General features: G+C 38.9%; 16 protein-coding genes and 1 pseudogene. 7 read left to right on the forward strand and 10 right to left on the reverse strand.

Going from position 1 to position 16,965, the window contains the following annotated elements; translation table 11 throughout:
- Positions 1–3 precede the first annotated feature (3 nt).
- From AY606_RS11855 to ispH, 6 genes are all read right to left on the reverse strand, one after another.
- Positions 4–4,290 (reverse strand): pilus assembly protein, encoded by a 4,287-nt coding sequence (locus AY606_RS11855; RefSeq protein WP_067868786.1) that lies wholly within the window; start codon positions 4,288–4,290, stop codon positions 4–6.
- Positions 4,291–4,300: 10 nt separating this feature from the next.
- A complete protein-coding gene (locus AY606_RS11860; protein WP_067868788.1) occupies positions 4,301–5,113 on the reverse strand; it encodes a PilX N-terminal domain-containing pilus assembly protein in 813 nt (270 codons plus the stop codon).
- The gene (locus tag AY606_RS11865; RefSeq protein ID WP_067868790.1) at positions 5,110–6,123 is read right to left on the reverse strand and encodes a PilW family protein; all 1,014 of its coding nucleotides are present in this window, start codon (positions 6,121–6,123) and stop codon (positions 5,110–5,112) included. Before AY606_RS11865 ends, AY606_RS11860 begins: the two co-directional genes overlap by 4 nt.
- Position 6,124: 1 nt before the next feature.
- Positions 6,125–6,691, reverse strand: coding sequence for a type IV pilus modification protein PilV (pilV, locus tag AY606_RS11870; RefSeq protein ID WP_067868791.1), 567 nt, complete (start codon positions 6,689–6,691; stop codon positions 6,125–6,127).
- Positions 6,685–7,158 carry a GspH/FimT family pseudopilin gene (locus tag AY606_RS11875; protein ID WP_067868793.1) on the reverse strand — a complete coding sequence of 158 codons (474 nt, stop codon included), beginning with the start codon at positions 7,156–7,158 and terminating at the stop codon, positions 6,685–6,687. Before AY606_RS11875 ends, pilV begins: the two co-directional genes overlap by 7 nt.
- Before the next feature lie 163 nt (positions 7,159–7,321).
- Positions 7,322–8,272, reverse strand: coding sequence for a 4-hydroxy-3-methylbut-2-enyl diphosphate reductase (gene ispH / locus AY606_RS11880; RefSeq protein ID WP_067868795.1), 951 nt, complete (start codon positions 8,270–8,272; stop codon positions 7,322–7,324).
- A gap of 134 nt (positions 8,273–8,406) precedes the next feature.
- Between ispH and gmk the strand changes: the two genes are divergently transcribed.
- The 6 genes from gmk to bfr all read left to right on the forward strand — a co-directional run bounded on the left by gmk (position 8,407) and on the right by bfr (position 13,242).
- Entirely contained in the window at positions 8,407–9,030 is a 624-nt protein-coding gene (gene gmk, locus AY606_RS11885; protein WP_067868797.1) for a guanylate kinase, read from the forward strand.
- Between the two features lie 76 nt (positions 9,031–9,106).
- On the forward strand, positions 9,107–9,388 hold the full coding sequence (rpoZ, locus tag AY606_RS11890; protein WP_004650579.1) for a DNA-directed RNA polymerase subunit omega: 282 nt from the start codon (positions 9,107–9,109) through the stop codon (positions 9,386–9,388).
- 220 nt (positions 9,389–9,608) lie between these two features.
- A complete protein-coding gene (locus AY606_RS11895; RefSeq protein ID WP_067868800.1) occupies positions 9,609–11,714 on the forward strand; it encodes a RelA/SpoT family protein in 2,106 nt (701 codons plus the stop codon).
- A 68-nt stretch (positions 11,715–11,782) separates the two neighbouring features.
- Positions 11,783–12,166, forward strand: a complete 384-nt coding sequence (gene ridA, locus AY606_RS11900) for a deaminase RidA (protein WP_067726797.1) — start codon at positions 11,783–11,785, stop codon at positions 12,164–12,166.
- Positions 12,167–12,331: 165 nt separating this feature from the next.
- Positions 12,332–12,526, forward strand: a complete 195-nt coding sequence (locus AY606_RS11905) for a bacterioferritin-associated ferredoxin (protein WP_067868803.1) — start codon at positions 12,332–12,334, stop codon at positions 12,524–12,526.
- Between the two features lie 251 nt (positions 12,527–12,777).
- Positions 12,778–13,242 carry a heteropolymeric bacterioferritin subunit Bfr gene (gene bfr, locus AY606_RS11910; RefSeq protein WP_067868814.1) on the forward strand — a complete coding sequence of 155 codons (465 nt, stop codon included), beginning with the start codon at positions 12,778–12,780 and terminating at the stop codon, positions 13,240–13,242.
- 51 nt (positions 13,243–13,293) lie between these two features.
- Here the strand turns inward: bfr and AY606_RS11915 are convergent, their stop codons facing one another.
- From AY606_RS11915 to AY606_RS16315, 4 genes and pseudogenes are all read right to left on the reverse strand, one after another.
- The gene (locus tag AY606_RS11915) at positions 13,294–14,931 is read right to left on the reverse strand and encodes an O-antigen ligase family protein (RefSeq protein WP_067868816.1); all 1,638 of its coding nucleotides are present in this window, start codon (positions 14,929–14,931) and stop codon (positions 13,294–13,296) included.
- A gap of 89 nt (positions 14,932–15,020) precedes the next feature.
- Positions 15,021–15,547, reverse strand: a pseudogene (gene tfpZ, locus AY606_RS16640) (TfpX/TfpZ family type IV pilin accessory protein); the annotation flags it as partial.
- On the reverse strand, positions 15,526–15,870 hold the full coding sequence (locus AY606_RS16775; RefSeq protein ID WP_067868819.1) for a pilin: 345 nt from the start codon (positions 15,868–15,870) through the stop codon (positions 15,526–15,528). The gene AY606_RS16775 and the pseudogene tfpZ, both read right to left, overlap by 22 nt.
- Before the next feature lie 111 nt (positions 15,871–15,981).
- Positions 15,982–16,152 carry a hypothetical protein gene (locus AY606_RS16315; protein ID WP_171255400.1) on the reverse strand — a complete coding sequence of 57 codons (171 nt, stop codon included), beginning with the start codon at positions 16,150–16,152 and terminating at the stop codon, positions 15,982–15,984.
- Positions 16,153–16,514: 362 nt separating this feature from the next.
- On the opposite strand from AY606_RS16315, the gene AY606_RS11925 reads away from it, so the two are divergent.
- Positions 16,515–16,937 carry a pilin gene (locus AY606_RS11925; RefSeq protein ID WP_067868834.1) on the forward strand — a complete coding sequence of 141 codons (423 nt, stop codon included), beginning with the start codon at positions 16,515–16,517 and terminating at the stop codon, positions 16,935–16,937.
- Positions 16,938–16,965: the final 28 nt, after the last annotated feature.

Genomic DNA, 16,965 nt, shown 5'->3' on the forward strand with positions numbered 1-16,965 from the left:
CTGTTAACGATAACGCTCATACCATCGTGTTGGAATAAACTTACTTGTACATTTCCACTCACCCGTACCTGCAATATTTCCAGCCATCGAGAGACGCCCACAACTTTCAGAAGTCGTTGTTGTTTCAGCCTTAGGAACAAAACTAACACCTCTAATACCTGCACCTAAAATATTCGAGTTACATTCAGTCACCCCTGTTGGACAGTCCGTTGTTTTAGTCTGAAAACCACTTCTCCGTTCCTTATCCGTATCTAAAGCACCGGTTGCTGTTAGACATGCACCGAAGGGTAGACAAAAACGTTGAAAATCAGTTTCCCCAATTACACGTGGTTTACATGGATCTTGTGCTTCAATACCTGTACCCTGCGGATCATAAACTGGAACCAACAGATAACCTGTAAGTGCCATTGGTTCCTCAAATGCCTTTAACCCACCCCGCATTCTAAATGTACCATCTTGTGCACGCTCTACATTATTCAAGCCTGTAGTAGCTGTATTTTGACTCGATAAAGATCGGTACCAACCATCTTTACCACTTCCACTTGATGGGAAGAAAATTGTTTCTACAGACTCGGTGGTTGCAACAATTTGTGGATTTTTGCGTAAATTTGCACGAGTTTTATCTTTAGTTATTAAGTCAGTATATGCTACTGTCATCAAATCCTTATTAATAAAATCTCTATCAATAATACCGTATACATTGTTTACCGGACGATCTGTCATTGCTGAAGCAGGTGTTAATCCTTCTCTACCAGTCGCTGGGAAAACATCTAAGGGAGCAGCTCGGTTACCTGATGCAATACCTACTAAAATAAATGTATTTTTTCCCTGATCATGAATAGTTACTGTAGGAGGTTCATAGAAACGAGGAGCTTTACCACCTATATAACTATTATCAGGATCATTTGTAGCATCATCTGTTGCAAGATTCGCTAAACGCACTACTCGTACACCAAAAGCACTGTAAGTTGAACCAGATAGCGTTTGTTTATTATTTAAATCGGCTCGGAATATCTGCCCCCCAAGATCACCAAAATATAAATGATCAATCAATCCGTCAGCATTACGATCTAAAGTACTAATGCGGCTCACAATACTATGTTTCATATATTGACGACCGTCAGTAGCAGTAGAGGCATAAGTTGCTGACCAGATAAGGTCACCTGTTTGAGCATTTACAATATAAACGGCATTACCATTTGCTTCAGAGGTAGTTGCACAGGTCGAACCATTACCAGATGTTGATGCCAGAGTGAAGTTAGGGTCCTCATAACATGCATCATACCCTCCCCCAACAATCATCACACGTGTAATTGCACCATTATATCGAATATTCGCCATTACTGGTTTAGACCAACTTTGTCCCAAACGTTCAAAACCAGTAGTAGATGGATCTATTCTAAATAATAATTTAGGATTTTTAGGCGCAAGAACATCCAAGCCATAATAGCTAGAACCTCCCATACGCAACCCACCATATACATTCATTCTACGAGCTAAAACTTTAGTAACTGTCGTGTTATTTGCTCCAGCTTCAGAATCAACTTTATAGGTTGCATCAGAAACCCATGCGCCATCAACACCATGAACTGGAGCACTTGCATCAGTTTGTCCAGGTACAAGAGCTTTAGACTTAATTGGATGATTTAGAATTTCAGCAGGAACAAAAACCATTTGTTCTTCACCAGAACTTGCGTCAACAATATGTAAACCGCCTTCCATAGTTCCAAATAAGATCGATTGATCTCGTGCACTCGTTAAATTTCCTGAACTATCCATTGTTCCAGAATAAGTTAACTGAACGGGTGCTGAATGGATACTTCCTCCCATAGAAAGATAAGGTGCATCAGAAGTGGTTAAAGAAGTAGGTAAAGTTGTTGCATCAAGAGATGTTGAATATCCCAAGAAATTAAGCAATTTCAATTTAATACTTAAAGGAAAATCTTTTAATATACCTTGACCTGTAATTGTATTTAATTTGCCTAAAACATAACTTGAAGTTGCAGCAGGGCTTGTAAAAGGATCTGTTGCTGTAGCCGCTGGCTTTTCAGGTATTTGCAACATTATTGCCCCTGTGCTTAAACCAGTAGAGGGTGTTAAAGATGAATCATCAGCACTTACAGCAGAAACATCGGTAAACAAATTACGAATTTTATTGGATGCAGAATAAGCATACTTAGTAATTAATGTTCCGCTTACTTCTTCAGTCTGTCCCAAAATAGGAAGTGGTACTTTAGAATAAGCTCCTCCTAAAAATACTTTTCCGCCATCCACATATGAAGAAGTATTCCAATAATCTTTCGTACCCGTTGTAAATGCACCCTTAGCATCATAAACCAGTCCACCCGAACTTCCTTGAAATGCACCAGCAGTAGCGCCACTTAGAACTACACTATATTTTTTTAGGTTACCGCGCCAAGATAAATTAGTATTGGCCGGATCTGGCTCCAAGGCTCTTAAATAACCGTTTTCCTGTAAATTTTTAGGATTCAGGGCATCATACGGGACAGAAATTGGCCCTGTAGTGATTGGGTCCAATGTTGCACCACCCAAATTTTTAATAAATGCAACAACACTATTGGTTACATCATTGGCACTTGAAGCCTGGAAGAAACCACCATTACCATAACCACCATCATATCGATAACCATCAGCAGTCTTATAAGTATCTGTTGAGGTTGCTGCAGTTGGTGCTGTCACCATTAAACTTCCTCCATAAGTTGGAGAACATTTATCATTTGGCAACTGTTGAGTTAAGGGGTCTCGATAAGCACGGGAACTCATACGACAAGCATTTTGTGTATCAGTAGAAACCCCTGTAGCGTCAACCGAACTTGCTTCAAATTCTTTACCAAAACCAACAAATGCAGTTTTAATTGAGACACCAACAGGGTTGGTTGCAGGGTTAAATAATGCTTTTGCAAAGGCTCCCATACAACGCCATGCAGAACTACCATCTGTATTTGATAGATCATTGGAGCATTGAAATAAGCTACCTTTAGTATCTAATGCTTTTTGCATTACATTTAAAGCTCTAGAATCGCTAGAGCTGTTAGGTTGTCCATCCGATAGGAAATAGATTCCCTGACCATCACAACTTGCCCTATTTGTTACAGTTGGGAGTGGTGATTTATAGAGTACATCCACATTAGCAGCATTGCGATCCATGACAATATCGGGATTTGTAGTAGTATCTTTTACTTTCGACTTAGGCGTTCCACTATCCGCATTACTTACAATATATGTATAGTAATCACCTGCAGTAAAACCATCACTGCTTAACCAACCATTTGATGGTTGGATATTAGGTTGATTAGCCCACAACGGATTACTTCCAGATGTTGCATTCGTAGTTGTACCTGTAGTTACAACAGGATTATTCCCCCATCGGTTACAAGTTTGAGTCGAGGAATTCAAATCAACCGAATTCCATCTATTACAGGTGTATACATTATATGTATATGTATATGTATATCTTTTACTCGACCCACTCCCAGATGAAGTCGTCGAGTAACTTCGAATCAAATTAGTAGTATCTCTTTTTATATTGTAATTTTGTTCAGAATAAGTAGTTGTCCCCATCAAATATGCTGCAGCTTCTGCCATCGCATGTGCTGAAGGCGTACCATTATATGCGGTTAGTCCCGCAATTGCACTTTTCAAGGCATTTCTTTGAGCACTACCGACAGCACCTAAAGGCTTGGCTGCAACCAAGATCTGGCCGGTTTGCCCATCACCATCTGATGAGAAGTTTCCAAGTCCCATTACCGTAGTTGAAAGTCGAACCTGTGTACCCGTACTGGAATTACTAACAGCTGCGTCACTACTATTCAGCAATCCAAACATACCATCTTTTAAACGCGAAATCCGGTCATAGCATTTCAAGGCAGCTGTCCCTGTACTCGGGGTTCCATCTGCATTTTTATTCGGGTTAAAACAACGATCTTTTAACCTTTGATAATTTGAAGCACTACTAGTGTTATACGAAACAGAGCAAAATCTTCTCGTGTAACTATATACAGAATCGCCGCCTGTTTCTGTACTTATGGTTTCATTACCCCGCCAGTCTGTTGGACAAACACTTCCATAATCTTCAGTGAGGAAAGCCATACTCCCAGATGTATCCAGCATCATAATCAGGGTTTTTTTACCGGCTTTAGGTACCGCATAAATTTGTAAGTCACTTGCTTGTACCACGGATGTTGCAGTTAGCCAGGTCATAGCAACAGTACCGGCAAAGATTGCATTCCAAAGTTTTGTACGTTGCAATTTTTTAAATTCTGTATTCATTGCTTTCCCCTTAACCACCTGGAGCAGTTACTTCTTCAAGTTTATTGATATAGTTAAATTCTTGTACCTGAGTACTAAAAGGTACATTTTTGGACTTCAGACAATCTGATAGCGTTTGCTTTGCAGCCAAATCTTCAGAAAGATTGTCGCTAATTTTGGCATTACTATTACTTAAACAATCCGTCTGTATAGTCGAAGTTAATGCTGTTGAATATGCTGGCAACATTGCAGTCGTAATTACTCTTATACGCTGAGCACTTGTCATACTTTTCGGTAACTGAGTACCTTCTGTTAAATTAATGCCTCTAGGTAGATTCGATCCTGGAGTACCTGTAAGAGATTCTGTGGGTATAGTTACCGCTACTTGAGTCACCACAGCTTGACGATTACTACCAAAATCACTACTTAGATTACAAAAGCCATCCCCAATACCTGCTTCTTTGCTTGCATTATTACCAGTCCCAGGTTTAAGCAAAATTGCATCCTTTGTTTGAGCAAAGTTTACAGTCGTCGAAGTCGGCTTATAACAGAAAATATATTCAAGACCTGGGTTACTTTCATTTTCCCTTAGACTTGCCCCAATCACATTGCCAAAATTTGTTAATGTAGAGGTATCCGTTCGGGTCAGTAAAACCAGCGGAGTATCAGAAGATTGAAAATTTAATTGATCCACCTGACTATTTGTTGCTACGCTTAATGAAACAATTGCAACACGGATTGCCAAAACACCCACTATTGTAGTAATCAATAAAATAACTAATACAACAATTAATGTCGCACCTTGTTGGCGCTGCAATGCAATTGTTGGAGTCATTACTCTCATAGGTTCTCCCCCATTGCATTACGCAAAGCTACCGTAGAGTTATAAACACGTCTTAAAAAACGATTGGATGTATCTGTTGCTTTAACCGTTGTGTCCAACATGACATAAGTTGCTTGAGCCGGATCAACTACTGTATTTTTTGCAGAGTTTGTAGAACGAATAAGCACAGAAGCCTGAATTGCCAAAATTCTAGGTACTTTCTTCGCTGTAGGGGTAGTTGCTCTTGCTGCAATTGCGGCAGCTCTATACTGTGGAATGGTGTAGTAACTTAAATTTCCATCCTCATCTCTTGTTTTTAAAAGCACATGAAAATGATCTACGCGTGGAATAATAATTTGTCCTGCAGTTCCTAAACCTGTAACTATTGCCGGTTGAGCAGAAACTGCAGTTGCAGATGTTGCAGGAGTATTGGCATCACACGCCAGCGCAATATCACTAGCTCCAGTACCGTTGGCATCCACTCTTAAAAAGTACCGTTGTACAACTAAATCACCAGCATATACTGTTTGTCCTTCACAATTAAACATTTGAGAAGGTGCAACAAATTGAATCGTCAATTGATCACTAATTTGAGCTGTGCCTGCCGTATTTTTTACATTGGATAATCCTTTCCAGTAATTAGCTGTAGTTGAAACAGTATCTCCACTACCCCGACTTAATAATGCCGAATCAATATAGGCAGTAGCTCCTACTTTAGGTACAAAATTAACATTAGTCGCGCTTGATGATGTAGACCCAGTAAGGACAATCCCACCATATGCAGTCTGGTCATTAATTTCCAGATTGGTTGAATTCCCTACATTCGCCAGACGGATATCTCGCAGCATATAATCCACACCAAATACACCACTATCCTGTATTTCTGCATTGGCACGTTGCAATTGGCTTGACAGAATTCCCCCAGTAAATAGTTGAGTTGCTGCTGCAACCAAGATTAACCCCAAGACTAGCGCCACCATCAACTCAATCAATGTAAAGCCCATTTGTGGCTTAAAAGAAGGCTTACTCATCTTAATAAGCCTCCATCATTAAGCATGATGCACCACTTACATACGTTCCTGAACTCGACATGCAACTAGAAGCATCAATAGTGGTTGTAGAAACACCATTTATAGTTGTAGTAGCAGAGTTTGGCTGTGTTTTAGCCCAAAAAATATATAAACATTGCCGTTTTAAAGTCATAGTACTGGCAACACCCGGGCAGTTTTCCATAGTAATTTTCATTCCATACTGGTCGGCGTTTTTAGCAGTATTATAGGCATCGTAAGTTGCCATCTGCACAGCAGTACAAGCTGAGTTAAGACAGGATGTCGGAGCAGATGTAGTTGAGGAGTAATTACTATAACCTTGAATTAAAGCAGGATAATTTGAAAATGCTGCAGGATTAGAACGTATATTCTCAGCTAATCCTCGCATTACAAGCATGGCTTGTGACTTACTTAAAGCCTCAGCAGAAGCATCAATGGCACGCAATTGTAAAGCCACATAACCCAGAACTCCAATTGCAAGCACAAGCAAAGCCACGAGCACTTCAACCATCCCAACCCCCATCTGATTTTTTAACATTTTCATCAGCATGTTCCCTCAGGCTTGGTATAAACACTTCCCAGTTTGGTTAATATTAATTGCTTTTTTACATTTAACTTTGTGTTACATAAACTGATTAAGGCATCCTGAGTTAAACTACTGACCAAGCCATTTTTATCAAATATCAAGTTTGTTCCTGAATAAGTTCCTGTGGTCTGATTTTCTGCTAAAGTCTGAATGGTTAAGCTCACATTACTTCCCTTATCCCAAGTTATAGCGGTATCAGTATTTGCACTTGTAGAATTCAGATTTGCCGTAATATCTGCACGCTTTAAAATAGCCTGACTTTTAGTCTGGGTTAATACTGAAAGTAACTCTCTTTCTTTTTTTTGAAATCGTTGTTTTTCTAAAAGATTAGTCATAGAAGGAGCAGCCATCGTTGCAATAATTGCCATTACAGCAATTGTTATCATCAGCTCAATTAAAGTGAATCCTTGATTTTTTTTTGCTTTCAGCATATGCCCCCCAAAACAACAAAACTTTACTCTATTAAAGATACTACCTAACTTAATTACAAATTAAACACATAACAGGATAAAAGGCATAAAAAAACAGATCATTGCCAAAAAGCAATGATCTGTCAATTTTTTAAATTTTTCAGAATGTTAAATTATTTACGCTTTAAGCCTGAGTTACAGAAATACGTAACTCTTTGGGCAAACTAAAAGTAATATTTTCTTCACGTCCTGCAAGCTCTTCTGGTGCTTTGGCACCCCAATCTTGTAATCTCTGGATCACTTGTTTAATTAAAATTTCGGGTGCCGATGCCCCCGCAGTTACTCCAATTTTAGTATTTTCATTAAACCAATTTTGATCAAGCTGATCTGCATTATCAACCAAATAAGCCTGCTTCCCCATACGCTCTGCCAGTTCACGTAAACGGTTTGAATTGGATGAATTCGGCGAACCGACCACCAAAACCACATCACACTGCAAAGCTAAATCACGCACCGCATCTTGACGATTTTGCGTGGCATAACAGATGTCATCCTTACGCGGCCCCTGAATTTCAGGAAATTTTGTTCGTAATGCGTCAATCACTTTCGCTGTATCATCAATGGATAAAGTTGTCTGAGTGACAAAAGCCACTTTTTCAGGATTATGCACGACTAAAGCCGCTACATCTTGCTCATCTTCAACCAGGTAAATTTCACCACCATTTTTTTTGTCATATTGCCCCATGGTTCCTTCAACTTCGGGATGACCTTCATGACCAATCAAAATGGCTTCTGTTCCTTCGCGCGCATATTTGGTCACTTCAATATGAACTTTAGTCACCAAGGGACACGTTGCATCAAAGACTTTTAAACCACGACGTTCAGCCTCGATTTGTACCGCCTTAGAAACACCATGTGCGCTAAAAATAACAATATTATCATCAGGTACTTCATCCAGCTCATCGACAAAAATAGCCCCGCGCTGACGTAAATCATCGACCACAAATTTGTTGTGTACCACTTCATGGCGCACATAAATGGGTGGATTAAAACATTCAAGTGCCCGATTAACGATCGCAATTGCTCGGTCGACACCTGCACAAAAACCACGTGGATTGGCCAATACAATTTCCATAAGACCCTCAATGTTCACTTGAATTTAGACTGAATAATTTGAAATAAATGCAAACAACTTACCAACAGCTATTTAGTTTACTGGCTGTCTGCTCTAAAATAGAGAAGATATTTTATCATATCAGGAAAAATATCATGTCGGGTCTCTTGTTTGTCGTTTCTGCTGCATCTGGAACAGGCAAAACATCTCTCGTTAAAGCCCTACTTGAGCGTGTAAATAATTTACATGTTTCTGTCTCTCACACCACTCGTGGTCAACGCCCTGGTGAACTCGAAGGTGTGCATTATCATTTTTCGCAAAAACAAGATTTTCTTGCTTTAGTTGGGCAAGGCGGTTTTATTGAGTATGCCGAAGTATTTGGCAACTATTACGGCACAGCTCAAGCCACAGTAAAACAGCAACTGGCTAAAGGTCATGATGTTTTACTTGAGATCGACTGGCAAGGTGCGCAGCAAGTTCGCAAGCTTTTCCCCGAATCAAAACAAATTTTCATTTTACCGCCTAGCCAGTTTGATTTGCGTCAACGTTTATCGAACCGTGGCACCGACTCTGTTGAAGTCATTGAACAGCGTTTAGATTGTGCAGTAGAAGATATGCAGCAATATATAAACTTTGACTATGTCATTATTAATGATGACTTTAATAAAGCATTGCATGATCTGGAATGCGTGATTATTGCCAATCGTTTGGTTATCTCTCAACAAGCGACTCGTCAGCAAGAATTGATTGAAAAATTAATTACTCCTGTTGAATTGTGATTAAAACTTGAGTCTACGGGCAAAGCCTTTTATACTGCCCAGTCTGTTCAAATTTAATATTCAAACGAGAATTCTTATGGCACGCGTAACCGTTGAAGATTGTTTAGACCATGTGGACAACCGCTTTGAGCTTGTACTAGTGGCAAGCAAACGCGCGCGTCAACTGGCACGTCAAGGTATTGAACCAACTGTAGAGTGGGATAACGATAAACCAACCGTTGTTGCTTTACGTGAAATTGCAGCGGGTCATGTATCTAAAGATATTTTGAAACAACGCGATCAAGACTATCAAACCTCTAGTCTGGATCTTGCACTTTCTGCAAACAACTTGAATTTAGATGGCTTTTCTTTCCAATAAGAAAAAAAATCTTAAAAAAGCCTAGTTTTTAACTAGGCTTTTTTTATTGGATAACTTTTATATTTGCTCAATAACCGTTATAACATAAGTAGAAAGATACGTTATTCAAGATGTATTTTTTTTGCTTTTTTTTAAATGAAAAATTTGACAAGTCATGCAATATGTTTTTCATTAAAGGTCTAGCCATTTAAACTGTAAAACTGAAGTAGAAAGGTGTTATATGCCAGGCCCACAGGTCAGCCAAGCCAGACAACAACTGAAAATCATTATCGACGCTTATTTAGATGCAAGCGATGTCGAGCGTGTGCTTTTGGCCTGTGATTATGCAGATATCGCCCATGACGGCATTACCCGTAAAAGTGGTGAACCGTATATTCTGCACCCGATTGCCGTCAGTAGCATTCTTGCCCATATGCGTCTGGATGCAGAAACGCTTATGGCTGCGCTTTTACATGATGTGATTGAAGATACTGACTTCAATAAAGAAGACATCACTGAAAAATTTGGACGTACTGTTGCAGAACTGGTCGATGGCGTCACTAAACTCAGTCATTCCAGTGATAAAGAATATAATAAAGCAGCATCCTTCCGTAAAATTCTGCAAGCAACCCTACAAGACCCACGTGTGATTATTATTAAACTGGCAGATCGCTACCACAATATGACCACGCTGGAGTCGTTACGGCCCGATAAACGTCGACGTATCGCCCAGGAAACTTTTGATATTTTTGTGCCCATGGGTCGTATTGTCGGTATGAATGAGATGGCCGACAATCTGGAACATTTGTGCTATCAAAATCTCGATCTGGATATGTATAATAATGTGCAAGAAGCATTATTTCAAACCAAGCCTAAACGCTGTGAATATCAAAGTATTTGGGAAAAAAAACTTACTGAATTGCTAGAGCAGCATCAAATTTCTGGTCGCATTAAAAAGAAAAATAACAATATCGAATTACTGCGTCACTTCGTTAAAAATGATATCAATCTGCAAGAACTGACTCATAGCCATGCTTTCGAAATTATTTTACAAAGCATTGCTGACTGTGACCGTCTGGCAGAAATTTTGCGGGAAAATTTTCAGATTCTGCATTATGACGATCATATTCGCCGCCCACTTCCTGGTGGAAATCAATCCCTGATGATGCGTTTAAAAGGTGAAAAAACGACTTTATCACTGACCATTCAAACTGAACTGATGCGTAAGGCTGCACGTTTTGGGGTGGTTTTAGGGGAAAATGCGCCACAAGCCTGTCGCTCAGCCATTCAAGCCTCTATGCAAAACCTGAATGTACTGATTGATGATGCCTGTGCAAAAACCACATTTAGCGACCTGTTAGATTATTTACATCAAGAAAAAATTTGGGTTTACACCCCTCATGGTAATTTGCATGAACTACCTCAAGGCGCAACAGCAGTCGATTTTGCATATTCTGCCAGCCTGTTTTTAGGTAATCACGCGGTAGGTGCAAAAATAAACGGTGAAACCAAGCCGCTTTCAACACCCCTTATGAGTGGTCAAGTAGTTGAAATTATTACCGATGTTCTGGCTACCCCAAACCCAGACTGGCTCAGTTTTATTAATACCCAAAAAGCACGTCGCGCCTTACAAAATATTTTACGCGATCAGGATGTTGAAGAGCAGCAACTCGTGGGTCAGCAAGCGCTAAATCGTGCACTGAAACTGTTTGCTCGCTCGATAAAAGACTTAACCCAGGAAGACTGGATCGATATCTTGCAATGGCGGCATATTGAGACTAAAGAACAGCTATTTGAACAAGTTGCGGTGGGAGATTTACTTCCGCAATTGGTGGCCAACCATTTGTTTGCCCAAGATCAGACTGTAGAGACTCAATCTTCAACTCGCCTGATTCAAGGCACTGAAGGTGTGGATGTCAAATATGCCCATTGCTGCAACCCTGTTCTTGGCGATCCTATTCAAGGGCATTTGTCACGTCGTGGACTCATTGTTCATCGTGCACGCTGTCACAACCTGCTGCATGAACAACACCAACATCCAGAAAATATCATGCCTTTGCAATGGGCTTCTGAAGATGCCGATGATATAAGCTTTACCGCCTATTTAAGTATTGATATGGCCATGAATGATGAACAAATTTCTGAACTCATCTACCAATGCCGTAAAGAAAAAACTGGTGTAGAAATGGTGCATAACCATGAAGGGAAAACTTACGTGAATATTGTGGTACATAACCGCAAACAGATTGCGCAAATCATTCGTGATTTACGCATGCATTTTGGTTTTCCGCGCATTACCCGTTTAGCCCAAACGATTAATATTACAGAAGCATCTAAAGCAAGTTAATTCAATCATATGCAACTTTTTTGAATGATATACGCTATGATGTATGAAGATGATATAAGGAGAAATCAATGTCCCGCCAAGTAATCCATACGGAAAATGCACCTGCAGCAATTGGTACATATTCTCAAGCGATTTTAGTTGAAAATACACTGTATCTTTCAGGTCAAATTGGCTTAGATCCTTACAGTATGGAATTGGTTGAAGGTATTGAAGCTCAGATTCGTCGCGTATTTGATAATTTAAAAGCCGTTTGTGAAGCAGCTGGGGGTTCTTTGGCCGATATCGCCAAACTGAACATTTTCCTCACTGATCTTTCGCATTTCCAACTGGTGAACCAGATTATGGGGGAATACTTTGCCCAACCCTATCCTGCGCGTGCAGCATTAGGCGTGGCAAGTCTGCCTAAAGATGCCTTAGTTGAAATGGATGGCGTGGTTATTATTAATAAATAAAAATCATACAGTTAAATAATTGTTTAAAATACCACCGATCAAGTGGTATTTTTTTATTCAAAAACTCAATAAACAAGAATGAAATTTCAAATGAATTTCATTGACAAACGATAACAATTATCAATAATATTACTTATCCTATTTAACTCTTGTGGCGAGTTGAAAATGTACGTTTGTTTATGCCGTGGTATTACTGATCAAGATATTAAAGATGCCGTAGCCGATGGCGCGGAAAGCTATCGCGAAATTCGCGACTTGCTTGATTTGGGTACCTGCTGTGGTCGCTGTGCTCCAGAAGCACGTGCCATCATTAGCGATGAACTTTCAGAAATCGCTGCCCGTATATCGATAGCCGCTTAAAATACTATAACCACAATAATCAAAGTTTAATGGTCGAAAGATCATCTTCCTCCCCCGCTTATGACTCTAGGCGGGTTTTTCTTATTCTATTATTCCAGTTTCAGCTTTAATCCTTTTTGATTCCGATTTTCATTTGCCGTTCAATAAATTACTCGCCATTATTTCGGTTCTTGTTTAAGATCATTGTAATAATAATTTTTTTGATTGTCTGACACATGGTTAAGGCAGAAATTGTTGATGGAGAACTTACAATGAAAGGCAACCGTGATGTGATTAATCAGTTAAATCAGGTGTTATACCACCAATTGACTGCGATTAACCAATATTTCCTGCATTCGCGTATGTTTAATCACTGGGGAATTGAGAAACTCGGTTCTGCAGAATACAAAGAATCCATTCACCAAATGAAAGATGCAGATAAAATTATTGAACGTATTTTATTTCTTGAAGGTTTACCGAACCTGCAAAATTTGGGTAAGTTGTACATCGGTCAGCATACTGTTGAAGTACTGAATTGTGATGTGCGCAAAGTAAACGAAAATATTGAAGCGCTACAAAAAGCTGTCCGCCTGGCAGAGCAGGAAATGGATTATGTGACCCGTGATCTTGTACAGGAAATTCTGGAAAAAGAGGAAGAATATTTGGACTGGAGCACGACCCAGCTTGATTTGGTTGAGAAAGTCGGTATCGAAAACTATATTCAAAGCCAAATTTAATTCTCTTAAAAAAAAGCCAGTCAATTGACCGGCTTTTTTTTATTTAAAGTTTTACTTTTCCGAAGCTGGCTGGGCTAATGAAGCATAGTCTAGATCGACTTTACGTAATGTTTTTAACAACCATAATTGATGTCTTGCTTCTTGCTCATAACCATTGAAAGCCAGTACTTTGGCATACTTGATCAGGTCATATTTAGTCGGATAGTTCAGCACCATCTCCCGAATATCTTCTAATTGCTCTGCATTTATTTTGCTATACGGATTCATGCGAATCCATGCAATACGCCAGTTAAACTCTTCAAGCAGGTAAATTTGATCTTGATTGGTAATTTTCTCAGGCGTTTGCTCATAACGCATGGATTGATTCAGTTTGGGCACCATCACTGAATAATCTCTGACAATTAAAACCAGTAATACTAAAGATACCGCATATGCTGCGCGCATGTAGTTGGGTGAAAGTGCAATGGTTTTAATATTGCATTGCTGAGACTGAACCAGACCGATAATAAAACCGACTGGTAGCAAGAAATAGGCATAGTATTGGGGGAATTCCAGCATTGAGTGAATCAGTACAGCGCCAATCATTAAAATACCAATCACGGATTCGACCGAATTGACATGCTTATTCAGCTGATAGCCCCAATAGCCAAAGTAAGCCAAAAAAGGCAAGCCAATCAACAGACCATTCCAGAGCAGAAAATCAAGAATAAAGTTATGCGCGCTACGAATCCACACAGGTCCCTGAAAATGATCACTGACCAATGTATAAGCAACACTGGTCTGATTCCAGCCATAGCCAAACCATGGACGGTCTGCAATTGCATGCAGCATTTGATTCCAAATGGCTAAGCGTGACATATCTCCGGTTGCGCGTTGTACCACGTCCCGACTTTGCACAATTTGTGCATCAGTGGCTTGTGCAAGCAGTTGGCTCAATACAGGCGATATCACAATCAATCCTATAAATAAACCAAACCATGTAATAGCCCAATACCATTTCAGGCGAATGAAGCCACGATATTGTTGATAAGCCAAGTAAATTAAAATACACAGACACGCGACCCAGGAAGTACGTGATTGACTTAAGGCAACGCCAATAACGATAGGTAAAGCACAGGCTGCGATCCATTTGGTCTGGATTTTTTTCTTTTCATATAAATATAAACATGCCATTAAGGACATAAGTAAAAAAGTCGCCATGTTATTAGGCTGAGCAAAGTTGGCAAAAGGACGAGTATTGCCTTGTATATTGACCATTCCCGGTAAATAGGCATCCAAATTTATCCATTGGCAAATTGCAATAATAGCTGTAGCTGTTCCTGCCATTAAAAAAACATAGCTGAGTCCAGTAAAAACCTCTTCAAGATCTATTTTTTCTGCCGACAAGTTATAACCAATGACGATGCTCAGCCAAAATCCAAAGACAAATAGCGTACTGATTAAGGCTTTATCAAAGAAAAATAATTCACCCGCTAAGTATTGAATTAATGGAATAGCAGCAAGGAATAATAATGGCAGGCTGACAACTGGTAGTTTAATTCTGTCTTTTAAATAAATAGCAGCTAAAGTAAAAAGGGATAAAAAAGCAAACAGCTCGCCTGTATAAGTTACCCAAGGGCGGTAATGAATCGGGAGGAGCCAGCCAAGAGATATAAAAACAGCCGCAATAAGCAATAAGAAAAATTTCATGAATAAATCAGTGAAAATAGAATGGGCATATGATAATAAAAAAGCAGATTAAAAGGTAATCTGCTTTTTTATTATCATTTAAAAGCAAATCACTTCCACGGTCTTAAATCAATAATTTTAACCACGTTGGCTTTTTGATCTATTAAAACTGTCATATCTACAGCTGTAGCTTTTAAAGGCACAAAAGTGTTCGCTTCTAAATATTTTGCCAAAGTATGTTCAACCTATTTTTTGTTATTATATTTTTTAAGATCTTCTAAATTTTGTGCGCGACTTTCGATTTGTGTTTTGGCTTGTGCAAAATCGACATAACGCTCTGGACGTTGTGCTATAGAAATACCACCCCACACCTCTGCAAACATATCATTATTACGTTGATTAACATCTTTTGCAAAATTGACTGCTACATATTATGGTTTAAACCATGACACATGTTGAAATGCGAGTTGGGCTTGGCTCAGATTATCTTGAATAATGTCATTTTTTCGCACTAACTCAAAACGATCTATATTATAAACAACCATGCTGGGCGACCTTGTTCAATACTATAGACGCCATAGCATAGGGCTGCAATTTGAATAGCAATAATGATCGTTAAATCAAATTTAAGGTATTTACACCTGATGCAGAAACTATTGGTGTATATGTTATTGTGATTTCACCGTTAGTTTTACTAATTCCAATACTAGTTACATTAGCTATTCCTATAGGTGTTGCCCAATCCAAATCATAAGGTGCAACATTAGATGTATTTTCTGCTACTGAATTTTTTACACTTGAAGCTAAAGAAAGACCTTCAGTAAATTTCGCACTCTTTGTCGAATCCTGATAAGCATGGATCGCAATAGCAGCTAAAATACCGATAAACACTACAACGATCATTAATTCAGCACACTCCATAAACCCCTTTATATGGACAAGTTTTTCCAATTTATCCATATCCGGAAATAGCTTTTACTTCACGCGATGGAATGAATTTTTATAAGAGCAGATTGGTGGTGATATATTTTAAAATATAGATAACTTAAAAATGGTATATAAAACCCAAACTCATTTATAAGCCAGCTTTTGTAGTTCTTCTCTATACGGATGGATCACATATTTTGCACGATGCAGAACAATACATTGGGTACCTTCATCATCACCAAACTGTATAAATAAAACTGTTAGAGCTGGGTAAGGTGTTCGCTCGGTAATTTTGAAGTCTTTTAGCCGTTTCATTCGATGCCCCCTATAAAAAAATTGGAGGAATAGCACTTTTCAATTTTAAACCATACTCAGCACTGCACAAATAATCATAACTTAGGCAAATTACTCTAGATTTTTTTTAGCGACCAAACATTGAGTGATTTATAGCCGTAAACCACTTACAAAATGACTTCTCATAAAATCGATAAAACTGACATTTTTTGTCACTTTTTTACATAAAATTACTCAACGAACTTTCATTGATCTTTAAATTTAAACAAACTGTTGATTTCATATGAAATTAATAGATACTATACTTTGGCACATTTCGTGCAAACTAAAAATTAGCTTACAAAGCTTATAATTAAATTTACAAAACATTTGTGGAGAATGTTATGAATACAATGCAAAAAGGCTTTACGCTCATCGAGCTTATGATTGTAGTTGCTATTATCGGTATTTTGGCTGCTATCGCGATTCCTGCTTATCAGAACTATACTAAACGTGCTCACGTTACTGAAGGTTTAAGCTTGGCTGGCGGTGCAAAAGCAGCTGTAACTGAATTTTATGCTTCTACTAACCGTTATCCTGCTGATAATGCTAGTGCTGGTTTAGCTGCTGCAACTGCTATTAAAGGTAATGCTGTAACTTCTGTAACAAATACTAATGGCTTAATTACTATTTTATATAATGATAAAGTTCTTACTGCTGGCTCAGCAACTTTACTATTAAGTCCTACTACGTCTACTGGTGGTGTAAATTGGAAATGTAAACGTGGTACTATTACTCAAGAGCTTGTTCCTTCAAACTGCCGCTAATTTTAGTCAGTTTTAGAACACGCCTATC

It is taken from the genome of Acinetobacter sp. SFB, from assembly GCF_001647545.1.
Taxonomy (GTDB): domain Bacteria; phylum Pseudomonadota; class Gammaproteobacteria; order Pseudomonadales; family Moraxellaceae; genus Acinetobacter.